Raw genomic sequence first — 17134 nt, 5'->3', positions numbered from 1 at the left:
ATGCTACAGCGAAAACAAACTCTTTGGATGTTGCTGGCGGTTATTTGCGCCGTGTTGACTTTTCAATTTGGTTTTTATATCGGCAATGTGCAAGTGGGCACGGCAGGGCACGTACAAATGCAATTGAGAGCCGCGCCGGTACTGGGATTTGGCAAAGACAGCGGTAGTTCGGGCAGTGTTCTCATTTTGATCGTCACTGTGATCATCATTGCAGGCACGCTTTTCAATATTTTCAATTTTAAGGCCAGAAAAAAGCAACTTTGGATGACCATTGGGCTTCTTTTGTTGTCTTTGGTTAATATCTTTCTGTATTGGCACGAAAGTGGGACTCCCAGGTTTGTGGAGGGAGGTTATACACTTGGTGCGCTGCTTACGCTTGTTATTCCTATCTTCTTATTCATGGCCGCGCGCGGCATCCGCAAAGACGAAAAGCTGGTCAAGAGCGCAGACCGGCTGAGGTAATACCGGACAACCGCTGTATCAAATCCGAACAGTCCCTGTGATCATAGCGGCCATAGGATTGATTTCCAATGGCAGGGAATGGGGCACTTTCTTTGTGACCGGAAAGGTCTATGATCAAAAATTATCTCCGGGTCGCTTTCCGCAACCTGTGGCGGCATAAGGGATTTTCCCTCCTCAATATCATCGGGCTAACGGTGGGCATGGCCGCCTTTTTCCTGATCTTCCTGTATGTTTGTTTCGAGCTGAGCTATGACTCTTTTCATTCAAAAGCGGACCGGATCTACCGGATCGTAGCTGATGTGCCCTCCCCGACGGGATTGCAGCACGCCAATAATCCGCCGCTGCCGACGACGGTCGGAATGAAGGAGCAGCTGCCCGAGGTGGAATTGACGACGCGGGTCAGTCTGGGAGATAACTGGATGGTCATCCGGGGCGACCAGGTATTCGAAACGGATGATGTCATGTTGTCCGATACGGGCTTCTTCCGGGTATTCGATTTCCCTTTGGTCAAGGGCGATCCCAGGAAGGCGCTGGCAGGGCCGCAGAGCGTTGTGCTTTCCCAGACCGTCGCGAAGAGATTCTTTGGCAACGTCGATCCGATAGGAAAAGTGCTGACGATGACGCGGGATAAATTCCCCTGCACCGTCACGGGAGTCATGAAAGATCTCCCGGGGAATTCGCATTTGAAAGCCTCGATGATCATCTCGGTGGCTACTTTCGAGCGAATGGATTCCACCCTTAACCGGTCGTGGGACAGTTATGGCTGGAGCGCTTATGTACTGTTGAAACCCGGAGCCGGCGCCGATCGTTTGCAAGCCAAGTTGCCGGGCTACCTGGAGAAGAAGGGCGGTGCGGCGCTATTCCGGAACAAACAGGTTCCTACCCTGCTGCTGGAACCGCTTCGGGATATCTACCTTTATTCGACGCGTGACGAGTCCCGGACGGGGCATATCACGAACGTCTATATCTTTTCGATCATCGGCGCCTTTATCGTGCTGATCGCCGGGATCAATTTCGTCAATCTCACCACGGCAAGGTCGGTCGAGCGGGCGAAGGAAGTGGGCATCCGCAAGGTAGTCGGCGCCGGCAAATGGATGCTCGCCGGACAATTCATCGGGGAGAGCATTATCCTCTGCCTGATGGCGTATGTCCTTGCAATCGGGCTGTCGGTGGTGATGCTGCCCTTGTTCAACCAACTGGCCGGCAAGGAAGTCAGCATGGGTATTTTCACGCAGCCGCGTTACCTGGCAGTCTTGTTCGGGATTGCGCTGCTGATCGGCATTTTTGCGGGTCTGTACCCTGCCCTGGTGTTGTCCTCTTTCCGGCCGGTGGCCGTGCTGAAGGGGAAGTTCAGTACCGGGACGCGGGGTATCCTGCTTCGCAAAGGGCTCGTCATCCTTCAGTTCACGATCGCTATCGGATTGATGATCGCTACGCTGGTAGTGTACTTCCAGTTGAACTATATGCGAAGCCAGGACCTGGGATTCAGTAAGGACCAGAAGTTGATCATGGATACGCGGAACGATTCGGCGAAGCTGGCCTTCCGGCAGGCCCTTGCCTCCATCCCCGGCGTGCTGTCCAACTCACTTGCCGGCAATGTGCCGGGTCTGGGGACTTTTCCAAATGAGTGCCGGATCGAGAACGGACGGGGTGTGATGCAGTCAACCAATGCGGTTGTCTATTTTGTGGACTACGACTACCTGCGCCAGCTCGACATGAAAGTGATCGCGGGCAGGGACTTTTCGCGGGCATACGGGACCGACAGCTCCAGAGCGATGATACTCAATGAAACGGCAGTCAGTCAACTGGGTTATCCTTCGCCGAAGGAGGCGATAGGTAAGCGGTTCGAGCAGTTCGGCACCACGGGCACGATCATCGGGGTAGTGAAAGATTTTCATCTCCGGGCCCTGCAGGATCCCATCCAGGCCATGACGATGCGTGTGGAACCGGGTAATTGCGACCTCATCTGCGCCACGATCGACGGGCGGCGGCTGAAGGAGACGATGAGTGCGGTGGAGGCCAAATGGAAGCTGCTGCTGAAAGACCGGCCTTTCAGCTATTTCTTCCTGGATGAGTTCTTCAACCGGCAATATCGCGGCGAGGAGCATTTCGGCCGGTTATTCCTCAACTTTGCGATCCTCGCCATCTCCATCAGCTGTCTCGGATTGATGGGCCTTGCTGCGTACAGCACTCTCCAGCGGACAAAGGAGATCGGGGTGCGGAAAGTGGTCGGGGCGTCTGTGGGAAACATCGTCTACCTGCTGTCGAAGGATTTTCTAAAGCTGGTCGGCTGGGCCTTCCTGGTGGCGGCGCCGTTGTCCTGGTTCTTTGTCAACGGCTGGTTGCGGGGATTTGCCTACCGGATCGGGTCCTACTGGTGGATATTTTTCATTGCAGGTTTCGGCGCCCTTGCGATTGCGCTTTTAACTGTTAGTTTTCAAGCAATTAAAGCGGCATTGGCAAATCCGGTCAACAGTCTTCGGACGGAATAATCAAAAAAATATTTGGAATTGACCGGGATTTCGTACTAATTTTACAGTGTTAAATAATTTACGCCAGTAAAACCCATCGGGAGGTGGGGAGCCGAAAGGCGGGAAGAAACCACATGGGGAGCAAGGAGAGAATTCATCGACTAAAGGAGCAGACCCGGGTCAACATCCTGGATGCAGCTCACGACATCGTAAAGGACGAGGGATGGCAGGCGCTGAGTATGCGTAAGATCGCGGACAAAATAGAATACACGGCCCCGATCATCTATGAATATTACGCCAATAAAGAAGCCATCCTGCTGGAGCTGACGAAGAAGGGATTCCTGTTGCTTGCCTGCCGGATGAACGAAGCGAAGAGCAAGCACGAGAAGCTGGAGGATCAGATCGAAGCCATGTGGCTGGCCTACTGGAATTTTGCTTTTGAAGAGAAGGAATATTACCAGCTGATGTTTGGCGTAGAAGTGAACTGTTGCATCATGGATGAACTTCTTCCACCGGGATCCACACCCTATGATATTGCCGCCGAGCCGATCGCCAGGCTGATGGGGATCGAAGACATCGAGGATGACCGGGTTTGTACGAAATATTATACGTACTGGTCGATCATTCACGGACTTGTCTCCATCAATATCGTCCGGAAGGGAACTTCCGACGAGATCAACCGGCAGATACTAAAAGATGCCATCACGGGCATCACCCGTAGCCTGAAGAACTAACTAACCCTCCACCGGCCATTGCGCCGCCGTGCCATAAAAAAATATCTCTACGATTGTCCAAAAAGGACCCGGTCGCCTGTCTAGAAGGTAGTCCGCCTGTCTTTGCTGCTGTATGAACGGCTAATTTTTTTTCTTTTTTATTTAACACTGATAGATAAAATGAACAAAAGTCCTTTCCTAGCGTTTGATTTAACACCATTAAACAATTTAATAAGGTTATGAGAAAGTATGTAGTCGTTTCCGTCATTTTAATAGCTGCCGCCGTTTATTTCAGCAGCTGTAACGAGGCTCAGGGTACCCAGACGGCGCCCTCTCCACAGGCATTACCGGTCCTTCCGATCAATAGTTCGCCCGCCACGACCTACCTGACCTATTCGGCTTCGGTAGAAGGCAAGACCAATGTCGAGATCAGGCCGCAGGTCAGCGGTTACCTGGAAAAGATCTATGTGGAAGAAGGTGCGTATGTTACGGCAGGTCAGCCGCTGTTCAAGATCAACGATCGTCCTTACGACGCCCAGCTGCACAACAGCGAGGCGAACATCGAAGCCGCCAAGGCCAATATGGAGAAGGCAGCCATCGAAGTCAACCGCCTGCAGCCCCTGGTGCAGAACAAGGTGATCTCGGATGTTCAACTGAAAGCCGCACAGGCGGCTTATGACGCCGCCAAGGCGCAGGTCAGCCAGGCCGAAGCCGAAAGCAATAATGCCGGTATCAACCTGGGCTATACCCTGGTAAAGGCGCCGGTAAGCGGGTATATCGGCCGTATTCCCTTCAAGGTCGGCGCGCTCGTCGGCAAGGGTGAGGCGCAACCGCTGACGGTAGTCTCCGATGTGAAGGAGGTGTATGCTTATTTTGGAATGAGCGAAAGCGACTTTCTGAAGTTCACCAGCCAGGTCCCGGGCAAATCGATCAACGAAAAGATCAAGGCATTGCCGCCGGTAGAATTGCAACTCGCAGACCGGAGCATATATGCCAGCAAGGGCAGGATCGAACTCATGGAAGGTCAATTCGACCGTAACATCGGGGCGATCACTTTCCGCGCCACGTTCCCGAATACCGAAGGGCTGTTACGCTCCGGCATCACCGGCCAGGTGCGTATCCCGCAGGTGAATTCCGGTCTTTTGTCCGTTCCGCAGACCTCGACGTACGAGATACAGGACAGGATCTTTGTTTTCGCGCTTGGGGATAGCAACAAGGTGACCAGCAAGCAGCTGCATATCGTTGGGAAAACCACCAATTACTATCTCGTCGATAAGGGTGTACAGGCCGGAGACAAGATTGTGTTTGCCGGGATGGACCGGCTGCAGGACGGCGCGGTGATCACTCCGCAGGTGTTGTCCGCAGACAGTGTCCTCAAGGCCATGCCCCAGTAACATCAGAAATTAAAATTTTATGCTAAAGAGATTTATTGAAAGGCCGGTGTTATCAACGGTCGTGTCTATCATTTTGCTTATACTGGGTGGTCTATCCATCTTTACACTTCCCATTTCGCTCTTCCCGGACATCGCACCGCCCAGTGTGCAGGTGCAGGCCACCTATCCCGGTGCGAACTCCGAAGTCGTTGCGCGTAGTGTCGCGACTCCGCTGGAAGAAGCCATCAATGGCGTGGAAGGTATGACCTATATGACCTCCAACTCCAGCAATGACGGGAGTATGCTGCTGACGGTGTTCTTCAAACAAGGAACCAACCCCGATATCGCGGCGGTGAATGTGCAGAACCGGGTGTCCAAGGCCACGAGCCAGATCCCCGCGGAGGTTATCCAGGCGGGTATCTCGACGCAAAAGCAGCAGAACAGCATCATCATGTTCCTCGGGCTTTATTCGACCGACAGCAGCTATGATGAGACTTTCCTGCAAAACTATGCGAAGATCAACCTGATCCCGAGGATCCAGCGTATCCCCGGCGTAGCGGATGCCCAGCCGTTCGGCACTAAAGATTATTCCATGCGTATCTGGCTGAAACCGGACCGGCTGGTTGCCAATAACCTTTCCCCGGTCGAGGTGACCAACGCCATCAAGGATCAGAGCCTGGAAGCGGCTCCCGGCCGGCTGGGTCAGAGCAGCAAGGAAGTGTATGAATACGTGTTAAAATACAAGGGGAAACTGAACAAGAATGAAGATTACGAAAATATCATCGTCAAGTCCAACAGTGATGGATCCGTGGTCCGCCTGGGCGATGTGGCTAGAGTGGAATTCGGGTCTTACACCTACTCCTCGAACAGCACGCTTAACGGGCATCCCACGACGGGTATTGCGATCCAGCAGTTGTCCGGCTCCAATGCCAACGATATCCTGACGAGCGCCCAGCAACTGGTGGACAAGTTCTCCAAGCAGCTGCCGAAAGGTTTGCATGTTACGGTCATGTACAACTCCAAGGAATTCCTGGATGCGTCGATCGAGCAGGTAAAACATACGCTGGTCGAGGCGTTCATCCTCGTATTCATTGTGGTATTCATTTTCTTGCAGGATTTCCGGTCCACGCTGATCCCGGCCATTGCCGTGCCGGTAGCCATCGTGGGTACCTTCTTCTTCCTGCAGGTGTTTGGGTTTACCATCAACCTGCTGACGTTGTTCGCGCTGGTACTGGCGATCGGTATCGTGGTGGATGATGCCATCGTGGTTGTGGAAGCCGTGCATGCGAAGATGGAAAACACGGGATTACCGGTGAAGCAGGCTACGCTGAAAGCCATGAGTGAGATCTCGGGCGCCATCGTGTCCATCACGCTGGTCATGGCGGCGGTGTTCATCCCGGTAGGCTTTATGAAAGGCCCCACGGGCGTATTCTACCGCCAGTTCGGATATACGCTGGCTATCGCCATCTTTATATCGGCCGTCAACGCCCTTACGCTGAGCCCTGCGCTGTGTGCGATCTTCCTGAAAGATCTGCATGCTACCGATGAGCATGGGAAGAGGAAAGGCTTTGGGGCCAGGTTCTTTGCAGGCTTCAACACCGGTTTTAAAACCATGACTAACCGCTATGCGGGCAGCCTGAAGTTCCTGTTCCGCCATAAATGGATCACGATCGCCGCGTTGGTCGTCCTTGCCGGCAGCGCCTACTTTATGATGCAACGGACTCCCAGCGGCTTTATCCCGACGGAAGACCAGGGCTTTATCCTGTATGCGGTGAATACGCCTCCCGGCAGCAGCCTGGACAAGACGCATAAGGCTATTGCGGAGATCGACAGCATCATCAAGGCCTCCCCTGTTACAGACAGAAGGTACAATGTGGAAGGGCTGAACTTCATCACGAACGCCAATGCGTCGCCTTATGGCGCGGGTTTCGTCCGGATGAAGCCGGTAGACGAGCGGGGACCGGTGAAAGACATCAACACCCTCAGCGGGATGTTTACGATGCAGGTCGCGCAGCAGGTGAAGGACGCCCATGCCTTTTTCTTCACCTTCCCGACCATCCAGGGTTTTGGTAACGTGGCCGGGTTCGAGTTCGCGCTGCAGGATCAGACCAATGGATCGATGGACCGCCTTAGCGCTATGTCCGGTCAATTCATCGGTGCGCTGATGCAACGCAAGGAAATAGCCTATGCCCTGACCACGTTCTCCTCGGGCAATCCTCAATATATGATGGATGTCGATAACAACAAGGCCAAACAGATGGGAGTGTCCGTGGCCGACCTGATGCAGACGATGCAGATCTACTATGGCAGCAGCTTCGTCAGTGACTTCAACCGGTTTGGCAAATATTACCGGGTGATGGCGCAGGCCGATGTCCCCTACCGGAATAATGAGGCTTCGCTCACCGGCATCTATGTCAAGAACAACCTGGGCCAGATGGTCCCGGTCAACCAGCTGATCACCCTGAGAAAGGTGTATGGGCCGGAAACCGTGAGCCATAACAACCTGTACAACTCGGCCACCATCAACGGGGTTCCCAAACCGGGGTACAGCACCGGGGATGCGATCAAGGCCGTGGAAGAGACAGCGGCACAGATATTGCCGAAAGGATGGGGGTATGAATTCACCGGAATTACCCGGGAAGAAAAACTGGCGGGATCGCAGATCGTGTTTATCTTTATCCTGAGCCTGGTGTTCATCTACTTCCTGCTGGCGGCACAGTATGAAAGCTATATCCTGCCCTTCGCCATAGTCCTATCCATTCCGGCCGGGGTATTCGGAGTGTTTGCTTTTCTTCAGATCTTTGGAATAGACAATAACATCTATGTCCAGGTGAGCCTCATCATGCTGGTGGGTTTGTTGGCCAAGAATGCGATCCTGATCACGGAATATGCGGTGCAGAGACGACATGCGGGTATGGATCTGTGGGCAGCAGCGACGGAAGCGGCCAAGCTCCGGCTTCGTCCCATCCTGATGACATCGTTCGCCTTTATCGTTGGCCTGATGCCGCTGATGCGCGCCAAAGGGGCTGCGGCACTCGGCAACCGGAGCATCGGCACCGGTGCGGTCGGTGGGATGCTGACGGGGGTGATCCTGGGTGTCTTTATCGTTCCGGTGCTGTTCATCATTTTCCAGTACCTGCAGGAAAAGTTCTTTGGTAAAAAGTATGTGAAATCGCCTGCGCTGGCAGAATAAATCCGAACAGCCAAAATAATCATATCATGACATCATCAATTAATAGATCGAAATCTTTGGTCCTTGCCCTTCTACTGGGGCTGGGGGCTTGCAAAGTATCAAAAGATGTAGCTACCCCGGCGGCTGATGTTCCAGGCCAATTCAGGAATTCGGCGACGACGGATACCTCCAGTATTGCCAGTGTGCCCTGGAAGAGCTTCTTCGGGGACCCTGTCCTGCAACAGCTGATCGACAGCGCCATTGCCCGCAACTACGATATGCAGGTGGCGTTGAAGAATATCCAGTCGGCCAGGCTGGTGCTGGGACAAAGCAAGCTGGGTTACTGGCCGGACCTCAACTTCAATTCGACCTATAGCCGCAACCGGCCGGCGGACAACAGCCTCAATGGTCAGTTCGCCCCGGCGATCGTAGGCCATAAGTACCTGGAAGACTACAATGTCAATGTCGGGCTCAGCTGGGAGTTGCCCATCTGGGGCAAGATCCAGAACCAGCAGTCCAAGGCCCTGGCGCAGTACCTGCAGTCGGCCGAGGCTCAAAAGGCCCTTCAGACCAATATCGTCGAAGGTGTGGCCGATGGCTATTACAACCTGTTGATGCTGGATGCTCAGCTGAAAATCGCCAAGGCCAACCTGGCGTTGAACGACTCGACGCTGGCCATTATCCGGCTGCAATACAATTCCGGGGATGTCACGGCGCTGGGTGTCCAGCAGGCTGAGGCCCAGGAGCAATCGGCAGCCGAGCTGATCCCGCAGTTGGAACAGGGTATTCTCCTGCAGGAAAATGCGCTTAGTATCCTGACGGGCACGCTACCCCGCAGCATTGCGCGGAGTACAACGCTGGAAGAGGTGCCGGTGCGGGACACGTTGTCGGCGGGTGTGCCGGCCGAGCTGGTGAGCCGCCGGCCCGATGTGCGGAGTTCGGAACTGGCGCTGACCGTTGCCAATGCCAATGTCGGCATCACGAAGGCCAGCCTTTATCCTTCGCTGACGATCACCGCACAGGGCGGTCTGAACAGCTTCAGGGCGAGTAACTGGTTCAATATCCCGGGTTCGTTGTTCGGAGTTGTCGGTGGTGGGCTTACCCAGCCGATCTTCCAACGCAAGCAGCTGAAGACGCAATATGATCTGGCCGTGGTGGACCGGGAGAAGACGGTGATCCAGTTCCGTCAGTCGGTGTTGATCGCTGTTGGGGAAGTATCCGATGCGCTGGCGAAGATCCAGAAGCTGAAAGAGCAGCAGGTGGTTGCCGCGCGGCGGGTAGCGACCTTGCGGCAGGCGATCACCAATGCGAATATGCTGTTCCGGAACGGACTGGCGAATTATCTCGAGGTGATCACGGCGCAGAGCAATGTGTTACAAAGTGAATTGGAGTTAGCATCTATAAAGAAAGGACAATTGACAGCAGAAGTGGAGTTATACCGATCGCTAGGCGGTGGATGGAATTAGTATTTAGATTGGCAGTTGTTTTAGATTGGAGTTAGGTTAACAGAAAGCCGGGCGTTGCCCGGCTTTCTGGCTTATGGGAGGCTTATAGGAATTTCCCGGTATTGGTGGTCTTTGGCATTTTTGACGGCACTCCGGCATAGACGAGGTTGCCGCCGGCGTCGCCGGCTTCGGGGCCGAGGTCGATGACCCAGTCGGCGGACTTTATCACGTCGGTGTTGTGTTCGATGACCAGGATCGTGTGTCCTTGCTCGATCAGGGCGTTGAAGGAGGCCAGGAGCTTGCGGATATCATGGAAGTGCAGGCCGGTTGTCGGCTCGTCGAAGATGAACAGAATGTGGCCCTGGGCCCGGCCCTTACCGAGGAAGGAGGCCAGCTTGACACGCTGGGCTTCGCCGCCGGAGAGGGTGTCGGAGGACTGGCCGAGCTTTACATAGCCGAGGCCGACATCGCTAAGGGGTTTTATTTTCGAGTAGATGTCGGACTCGTCCTTAAAGAATTCCAGCGCTTCGTCGACGCTCATCTCGAGCACATCAAAGATGCTTTTCCCGCGATAGCGGACCTCGAGGATCTCTTCCTTGAAGCGACGGCCATGGCAGACCTCGCAGGTGAGATGGACGTCGGCGAGGAATTGCATTTCCACTACCTGTTCGCCTTCGCCTTTGCAGGTGTCGCAGCGGCCACCGTCGACATTAAAAGAGAAATGTTTGGGCTGGAAACCGCGCATCTTGCTCAACGGCTGCTTAGCATAGAGATCGCGGATCTCGTCATAGGCCTTTATATAGGTGACGGGATTGCTGCGGGAGGACTTGCCGATCGGGTTCTGATCGATGAGCTCCACCTGGGAGACAGCGTCGATGTCGCCCTTGAGGGCTTTATGCAGTCCGACCTTTTCGCCGGGTTCGCCTTTTATCTTTTGCAGGGCGGGATAGAGGATCTGCTTGACCAGGGTGGTCTTGCCGCTACCGCTGACGCCACTCACGACGGTGAAGATGCCGAGGGGGAATTCGACGGTAAGATCCTGCAGATTGTTCTGACGAGCGCCTTCGAGGATCAGGGAGCGGGTGAATTTTCGGGTGATCGCCGGGGGAGTGATGGTGAGCTCGCCTTTGAGGTATTTGCCGGTGAGGCTGTCTTCGTCGTTTATCAGCGCCTGGTAGTCACCGGCGGCCACGACTTCACCGCCGAGATGGGAGGCCAGGGGACCCATATCGATGATATAGTCGGCTTCGCGCATCATCATCTCGTCGTGCTCGACGACGACGACGGTATTGCCGAGATCGCGGAGTTCCTTCAGGACCCGGATGAGCTTTTGGGTATCGCGGGAGTGCAGGCCGATGGACGGTTCATCAAGGATATACAGGGAATTGGTCAGGTTGCTGCCCAGGCTGCGCGTCAGCTGGATGCGTTGGCTTTCACCGCCGCTGAGGGTGTTGGCGAGGCGGGCCATGGTGAGATAGCCGAGGCCTACGTCCATCAGGGTCCGCAGCCGGTGGCGGATCTCGATGAGAATGCGTTTCGCGATGGTCTGTTCGTGCGGGGTCAACTGTAGTTGGTCGAACCATTCCACGAGGTATTTGACGGGCATTTCGCAGAGCTCGCCGATGTGCTTGTCGCCGACCTTTACGTACAGTGCTTCCTTGCGCAGCCGGTAGCCTTTGCAGTCGGGGCATTCGGTGCGGCCGCGATAGCGGGACAGGAGAACCCGGTATTGAACCTTATAAAGATTGCGTTCGACCTCGGCGAAGAAGTCGTTAATGCCCTGTACGTGCTCGTTGCCCTCCCAAAGCGCTTTATATTGCTGTTTGTTGAGATCGATCACCGGCTTATGGATGGGAAAATCGAATTTTTTTGCTCCTTTTATAAACTGGTCCTTCCACCCAACCAGCTTTTCCCCTTTCCAGGGCGCCACGGCGCCCTCGTAGATACTGAGCCGTTTGTCAGGGATGACGAGATCGGCATCGATCCCGAGCACCTGGCTGAAGCCTTCGCAGGTCGGGCAGGCGCCAAAGGGATTATTAAAGGAGAAGAGATTGGGGACGGGTTCTTCGAAGCTGATGCCATCCAGCTCGAACCGGTTGGAGAAGCTTAGCGTTTTTGTCCCATTGACCTCGAGCTGCATCTCTCCTTCTCCTTCATAAAAGGCGGTACCGACGGAGTCGGCTATCCGGTGGAGATCGTCTTCGTCGAAGTCCTTGACCACGAGCCGGTCGACGAGGATATGGGTCTTGCCGACGGGCAGCCTGGTTTTGAGCGCTTTATCGGGGGCTTCCAGCAACTCTTCGATACGCAGGGTTTCGCCTGCGGCGCCGGATGCGGGAATATAGAGGCGGGCGAAGCCCTTTTGGAGTAATATGTTCAGCTCTTCTTTTGCGTCGCGGTTCCTGTGTTGGCGAAAGGGTGTCAGAAGCATCACTTTATCGCCGGCGTTCAGGCCTGAGATGGCGGAAACCACATCGGAGACGTCGTCCTTTTTTACGATCCGCCCCGAAACGGGTGAGTACGTCTTCCCGATGCGGGCGAAAAAGAGGCGGAGGTAGTCGTATATTTCGGTCATACTGCCCACCGTGGAACGGGGAGTACGGGTGATGACCTTTTGTTCGATGGCGATGGCGGGGCAGAGTCCTTTTATATAGTCGACATCGGGTTTATCCATCCTGGCCATGAACTGCCGGGCGTAGGCGCTAAGGCTTTCGGCATAGCGGCGCTGGCCTTCGGCGAAGAGGGTGTCGATGGTCAGTGAGGATTTACCCGATCCGGAGACCCCTGTAACGACGACCAGCTTGTTGCGGGGGATGGATACGTCGATATTTTTGAGGTTGTGGACCCTTGCTCCTTTAATATATATAGCATCAGCTTGTTGGACGGCCTTTGCGGAGGGGATCAATTTTTCTTTTTTTGATGACTTTACTTTACCCGATGTGCTTCCCATATTGAGACGCAATTTACCAAAAAAATTAGGAAGAAAGAGTAGGTAGCTGTTTTATAAAAACGAACTACGTAAGAAGACAAATTAGGTGATTACTTTATTGGTTTTATGGGGATTGGTAGAATTAAAAAACAAAAAATTTCCCAAAATGTTGTTTATTCCAAAAATTGTATATCTTTAAACCCTATTAGTGCAAGCATTATTTGTGCACATTTGAATTGGGAGTGTGAATATCATTTTAACGAAATAACAGCTGCCTATTGACTTAGTACTTCTACACAGAAAAACCGAACCATCTTTAAAATCCAAAATATATCCTATCACCTTTAAAACCCGTAGAAGTTTATGACATTGCTACGCAAAAAAACTGATCACGAACTTATTCACCAATTCAGGGACGGCGATCTTTACGCGCTAGAAGCATTGATCGTCCGTCATAAGGATAAGTTGTACACTTCCATCCTTTTCCTCGTTAAGGACAAATATCTTGCCGAGGACATTTTCCAGGACGTTTTGATCAAAATTATCGACACCATCCGCGGTGGCCGTTACACGGAAGAAGGTAAATTCCTTCCCTGGGCTATGCGTATTGCGCACAACCTCTGTGTTGACCATTTCCGGAAGGTAAAGCGTACCCCTGCCATCAAGACCAGCGATGACCGCGACATTTTCGAAGTGATCCACTTCACCGAAGAAGGCGCCGACACGAAGATGATGAAGCGTCAAAGCCATGATCGGGTACGGCAGATGCTCGACCTGTTACCCGAGGATCAGCGCGAAGTGATCATTCTGCGTCACTACGCCGACCTCAGCTTCAAGGAGATTGCGGCCCTGACCAATTGCAGCATCAACACGGCACTTGGCCGGATGCGTTATGGTCTGATCAATCTTCGTAAGATGATGTCTGAAAAAAAGATTGCCTTGTAGTGATTTTTACTCTGAGGAAGGATTTGAAAGATGGTATGTCCCTCGCAGGTACGAAGCAATACGAAGGACGAGTTTTTTAATAATCTTTAACTACCTTTGGGTACGGGGAACGGAAACAACCGCTAACTTCATTGTGTGAAAAGATCCATTAAAAAAATATTGAAGGGTTCCTGTTTGAAAGAACAGGAACCTTTTCATTGTAAGAGCTTGTCATTCTGGCCCCCCATCTGGTGTTAAGCACTTGCCCTTAGTCTTGCCGGAAGGTCGGGACAGAATGACGCCTAATTATGCGAAAAACCCCTCGTTCGAGGGGTTTTTCTATTGTGCTTTTGCGGTGGATTGAAGTTGTTTAAAGGCGTCGAGGCCGCATTGGAGCCATTGTGCGTAAGCTTTGGCGTCCGGTGTATAGCCCACAGGCCGTGTCAACAGTTTTTGGTCAGGGCTAATCAGAACATACAAGGGCTGAGACACACTCTTGAAGTTTTCGGATTGAAGTGTGGCAAACTTGTCGCCGATGGTTCGGATCTCTTTCTTACTGCCATCAGCAGTCGTTACCAACCCCTGCTGGTCATCCGGCAGCAATTTGCGGTCGTCCACATACAGCGACACCAGGATATAATCGTTTGTGATCAGTTCCTGCACACCTGGCTTGGGCCACACGTGTTCCTCCATATTCCGACAGTTAGTACAGGCCCATCCGGTGAAATCAATAAGGACGGGCTTGTGCTGTTCTTTCGCAAGCTGGATCGCCCGTTCGTAATTGTTAATCAGATGTTCATCCCGGTTGCCGTACCAGCTGTAATTCCATGGCGGAACGATCCCGCTGAATAAGGGAAGTTTGGCGCTTTCGGAGTTGGTCAACCCGGGGATCATATAAAGGCCAAAAACAAGGAATACCGCAGCGAGGGCTTTTCTGCCATTTGTTATTTTGGACGGGCCGTCCTTGTGAAATTTGATGAATCCGAACAAATACGCGACACAGGCGAAATCTATAGCAATCCAGATAACAAAGAACGTTTCCCTTTTCAAAAGACCCCAATGCTCGACGAGGTCGGCATTCGAAAGATATTTCAACGCGAGCGCAAGTTCCACAAAGCCAAAGACCACTTTGACGGTGTTCATCCAGTTTCCTGAACGGGGTAGGGAGTGCAGCCAGTTGGGAAAGAGGGCGAACAGGGCAAAGGGCAATCCCAATGCGACACCGAATCCGGCCATGGCAACAGTCAGTTGAAGCGCTCCCCCATTCTGATCCAATGCTCCGACAAGAAGACTTCCCAGGATTGGACCGGTACAGGAAAAAGATACGATGACGAGAGTCAGCGCCATAAAGAAGATACCACCGACACTACTGATATTCGATTTGGCGTCCACAGAATTGGAAATGCTGCTTGGCAAAGTGATCTCAAAGAGTCCGAAGAATGATAGCGCGAATACGATGAATATCGCGGCAAAAGCCATGTTGATCCAGATATTCGTCGAGATAGTATTGAGGATATTCGCATTGTTTCCTTTCAGAAAATAGAAAGGGAGGCTGATGAGAACATAGACCAGGAAAATAAAAAATCCGTATAGGAAAGCGTTGGCGATGCCTTTTGACCTGGAAGCCGATCTTTTCGTAAAAAAAGAAACCGTTAGCGGGATCATCGGGAAGGTACAAGGCATGACCAAGCCGACCAGGCCGCCCAACAGACCTAAAACAAAGATCCCGAGCAGACCGGATGTTCCTTCCGTGCCGGTGCCGCCACAATTGTTGACGGGCTTAGCGAGGTCGATCGTCATCAATTTAAGACTGCTGGCCGACTCCTGCAGACCGGCGGCCTTTGCCACGAGTGCGCCGCCGGCGGTGTGGCCATAGCGAAAGGGCACTTCCAGCGGCCCGATCACCGAGTCTTTATATATAGCCATGAACGTTACGGTCCCTTTCAGATCGTTCGTATCGGCGGCCGAAGACTGGAGGTGGACGAGCCAGCGGGCGTCACCCGTAAATGATCTTGTCGTCGCGTTGTTGAACAGCGGTTCCTGCTGATTTCGCGACTGGCCCTGCTCATCGATGCCGGAGATGGTGGTTTTTGCCGAGCTGTCCAACGCCACGCGGGAGTTGGGCAGGCTGTCCGGCATGGTCGTCGAGTAAAGGCGCCAGCCGTCGAGGATATGGGCGTGGAGCACGAGGACGGGCTTTCCGTCGGCGCCGGGCTGGGCGGTGAAGTCCCAGGTGACGGCTTGCTTTGTCGTATCCGTCTGGGCGGCTGCCTGCTGAAGACCGGCGAGGAGGCAAAAGGCGAGTATGCGGGTTATGCGGTTCATGTGATAAAAAAACAAACGAGTCCTGCAAAGAACCCGTTTTTGAAAGAATTTATTCGTCAGGCAAATGACAGACGGAGACAGGCCCGCGGCCGAAGGCGCAGTATCATCCGCCAATATTAACTTTTATATCCACGGTCGAAGGAGGGAGGCATTGGTGGTCATCGCAAACCATGAATTCCACCTTGCCGGCGAGGCTGGTCTTGACATTGCTCTTCAACTTGACCACCTGGACGAAATCAACCGTTTTTTCATAATAGTTGACGTCGTGCTTCCAGGCTTCCTCGAATTTCTTGATCATCCTGCCTTGTTCCTTTGGAGCACCCTGAAGGTCGAGAAGCGGGCTTTTGGTGAAGGTGAAGCTGGTCGGGATCGGTCCGTCGGCGACGCCTACATTCTGAGCGTACATGTGGTAGTCGCCGCCGATGGCAGCATTCATGTGGACTTCATAGGTCTTGTCGCCAATCTTCTTTGCCGAGAACGTCCAGTTGACCTGCTTTGCGGACTGGGCCATCGCCAGGGTGCCGGTAAGAACGGCGAGCGTGAAGAGTATTGTTTGTTTCATATATGGCTATAAAATTCGGTATCCAAACGTTAAAAATAATCAAATGTTGACCATCCCGGTCTTGCGCGTTATGGAAGGCTTTGCCGCATCGATGAACAGTGTCCGGAGGATGGTCTGGCCGTCGATATTGCCGAGGGCGTCCGAGCAGGCCCGTTCGGGGTGGGGCATCATTCCAAAGACGTTGCGGGTGGCGTTACAGATGCCCGCGATGTCGCGGAGGGAGCCGTTGGGGTTGGCCGTGCCGCCGATGATCCCGTTCTCGTCGCTGTAGCGATAGATCACCTGGCCATTGGTTTCCAGCTCATCCAGGGTTTTCTCGTCGGCATAGTAGCGACCTTCGCCATGGGCGATAGGGATCTTCAGCGCCCGGCCCTTGTCGCCGGCGCCGCGCAGGAAGACGTTCTTCGAAATAAACTGTTGGTTGGCGTTGCGCAGGAGGGCTCCCGGGAGGAGATGGGATTCGCAGAGGACCTGGAAGCCGTTGCAGACCCCCAGCACTTTACCGCCTTCACCCGCGAAGCGCGTGACGCTTTGCATGATCGGGCTAAATCGGGCGATAGCTCCGCAGCGGAGATAGTCGCCGTAGGAGAACCCGCCGGGCAGGACGATACAGTCATCGGTGGTGAACTTCGAGAGGTCGGTGTCTTTGTGCCAAAGCATAACTACTTCTTGGCCAAGGTCTTGTTGAAGGGCATCCTGCATATCACGATCACAGTTGGACCCCGGGAAAACGACTACTCCAAATTTCATGTTTACTC

11 protein-coding genes are annotated in these 17134 nt (G+C 53.4%); 7 read left to right on the top strand and 4 right to left on the bottom strand.

Features of this window, described 5'->3' with window-relative positions; all coding sequences use genetic code 11:
- The 6 genes from VHE34_RS28985 (at position 1) to VHE34_RS28960 (ending at position 9657) form a co-directional block, all read left to right on the top strand.
- On the top strand, positions 1-462 hold the full coding sequence (locus VHE34_RS28985) for a DUF4293 domain-containing protein (RefSeq protein ID WP_325594657.1): 462 nt from the start codon (positions 1-3) through the stop codon (positions 460-462).
- 110 nt (positions 463-572) lie between these two features.
- Complete coding sequence (locus VHE34_RS28980; RefSeq protein ID WP_325594655.1) at positions 573-2954, top strand: ABC transporter permease; 2382 nt, start codon at positions 573-575, stop codon at positions 2952-2954.
- Between the two features lie 83 nt (positions 2955-3037).
- The gene (locus VHE34_RS28975) at positions 3038-3667 is read left to right on the top strand and encodes a TetR/AcrR family transcriptional regulator (RefSeq protein WP_325594653.1); all 630 of its coding nucleotides are present in this window, start codon (positions 3038-3040) and stop codon (positions 3665-3667) included.
- A 218-nt stretch (positions 3668-3885) separates the two neighbouring features.
- Positions 3886-5040 (top strand): efflux RND transporter periplasmic adaptor subunit, encoded by a 1155-nt coding sequence (locus VHE34_RS28970; protein ID WP_325594651.1) that lies wholly within the window; start codon positions 3886-3888, stop codon positions 5038-5040.
- Between the two features lie 19 nt (positions 5041-5059).
- Entirely contained in the window at positions 5060-8212 is a 3153-nt protein-coding gene (locus VHE34_RS28965) for an efflux RND transporter permease subunit (protein ID WP_325594649.1), read from the top strand.
- A 26-nt stretch (positions 8213-8238) separates the two neighbouring features.
- Positions 8239-9657 carry an efflux transporter outer membrane subunit gene (locus VHE34_RS28960; protein ID WP_325594647.1) on the top strand — a complete coding sequence of 473 codons (1419 nt, stop codon included), beginning with the start codon at positions 8239-8241 and terminating at the stop codon, positions 9655-9657.
- Positions 9658-9739: 82 nt separating this feature from the next.
- Here the strand turns inward: VHE34_RS28960 and uvrA are convergent, their stop codons facing one another.
- Positions 9740-12586 carry an excinuclease ABC subunit UvrA gene (gene uvrA / locus VHE34_RS28955; RefSeq protein ID WP_325594643.1) on the bottom strand — a complete coding sequence of 949 codons (2847 nt, stop codon included), beginning with the start codon at positions 12584-12586 and terminating at the stop codon, positions 9740-9742.
- A 342-nt stretch (positions 12587-12928) separates the two neighbouring features.
- On the opposite strand from uvrA, the gene VHE34_RS28950 reads away from it, so the two are divergent.
- Positions 12929-13510, top strand: a complete 582-nt coding sequence (locus VHE34_RS28950; RefSeq protein ID WP_325594641.1) for an RNA polymerase sigma factor — start codon at positions 12929-12931, stop codon at positions 13508-13510.
- Between the two features lie 318 nt (positions 13511-13828).
- On the opposite strand, the gene VHE34_RS28945 is transcribed toward VHE34_RS28950, so the two are convergent.
- From VHE34_RS28945 to purQ, 3 genes are all read right to left on the bottom strand, one after another.
- Positions 13829-15814: a protein-disulfide reductase DsbD family protein gene (locus VHE34_RS28945; protein ID WP_325594638.1), complete on the bottom strand. Its 1986-nt coding sequence runs from the start codon at positions 15812-15814 to the stop codon at positions 13829-13831.
- A 103-nt stretch (positions 15815-15917) separates the two neighbouring features.
- Positions 15918-16376 carry a protein-disulfide reductase DsbD domain-containing protein gene (locus VHE34_RS28940; protein ID WP_325594636.1) on the bottom strand — a complete coding sequence of 153 codons (459 nt, stop codon included), beginning with the start codon at positions 16374-16376 and terminating at the stop codon, positions 15918-15920.
- 39 nt (positions 16377-16415) lie between these two features.
- Complete coding sequence (gene purQ / locus VHE34_RS28935) at positions 16416-17126, bottom strand: phosphoribosylformylglycinamidine synthase subunit PurQ (RefSeq protein ID WP_325594634.1); 711 nt, start codon at positions 17124-17126, stop codon at positions 16416-16418.
- Between the last annotated feature and the right edge of the window lie 8 nt (positions 17127-17134).

The organism is Puia sp. (genome assembly GCF_035546395.1).
In the GTDB taxonomy this organism is placed as follows: Bacteria; Bacteroidota; Bacteroidia; order Chitinophagales; family Chitinophagaceae; genus Puia.
This window is presented reverse-complemented; position numbering and strand designations above follow the sequence as displayed.

Coding starts and splice junctions, on each gene's coding strand:
- VHE34_RS28985 (WP_325594657.1), top strand. CDS start 1: ATGCTACAGCGAAAACAAACTCTTTGGATGTTGCTGGCGGTTATTTGC.
- VHE34_RS28980 (WP_325594655.1), top strand. CDS start 573: ATGATCAAAAATTATCTCCGGGTCGCTTTCCGCAACCTGTGGCGGCAT.
- VHE34_RS28970 (WP_325594651.1), top strand. CDS start 3,886: ATGAGAAAGTATGTAGTCGTTTCCGTCATTTTAATAGCTGCCGCCGTT.
- VHE34_RS28965 (WP_325594649.1), top strand. CDS start 5,060: ATGCTAAAGAGATTTATTGAAAGGCCGGTGTTATCAACGGTCGTGTCT.
- VHE34_RS28960 (WP_325594647.1), top strand. CDS start 8,239: ATGACATCATCAATTAATAGATCGAAATCTTTGGTCCTTGCCCTTCTA.
- uvrA (WP_325594643.1), bottom strand. CDS start 12,586: ATGGGAAGCACATCGGGTAAAGTAAAGTCATCAAAAAAAGAAAAATTG.
- VHE34_RS28950 (WP_325594641.1), top strand. CDS start 12,929: ATGACATTGCTACGCAAAAAAACTGATCACGAACTTATTCACCAATTC.
- VHE34_RS28945 (WP_325594638.1), bottom strand. CDS start 15,814: ATGAACCGCATAACCCGCATACTCGCCTTTTGCCTCCTCGCCGGTCTT.
- VHE34_RS28940 (WP_325594636.1), bottom strand. CDS start 16,376: ATGAAACAAACAATACTCTTCACGCTCGCCGTTCTTACCGGCACCCTG.
- purQ (WP_325594634.1), bottom strand. CDS start 17,126: ATGAAATTTGGAGTAGTCGTTTTCCCGGGGTCCAACTGTGATCGTGAT.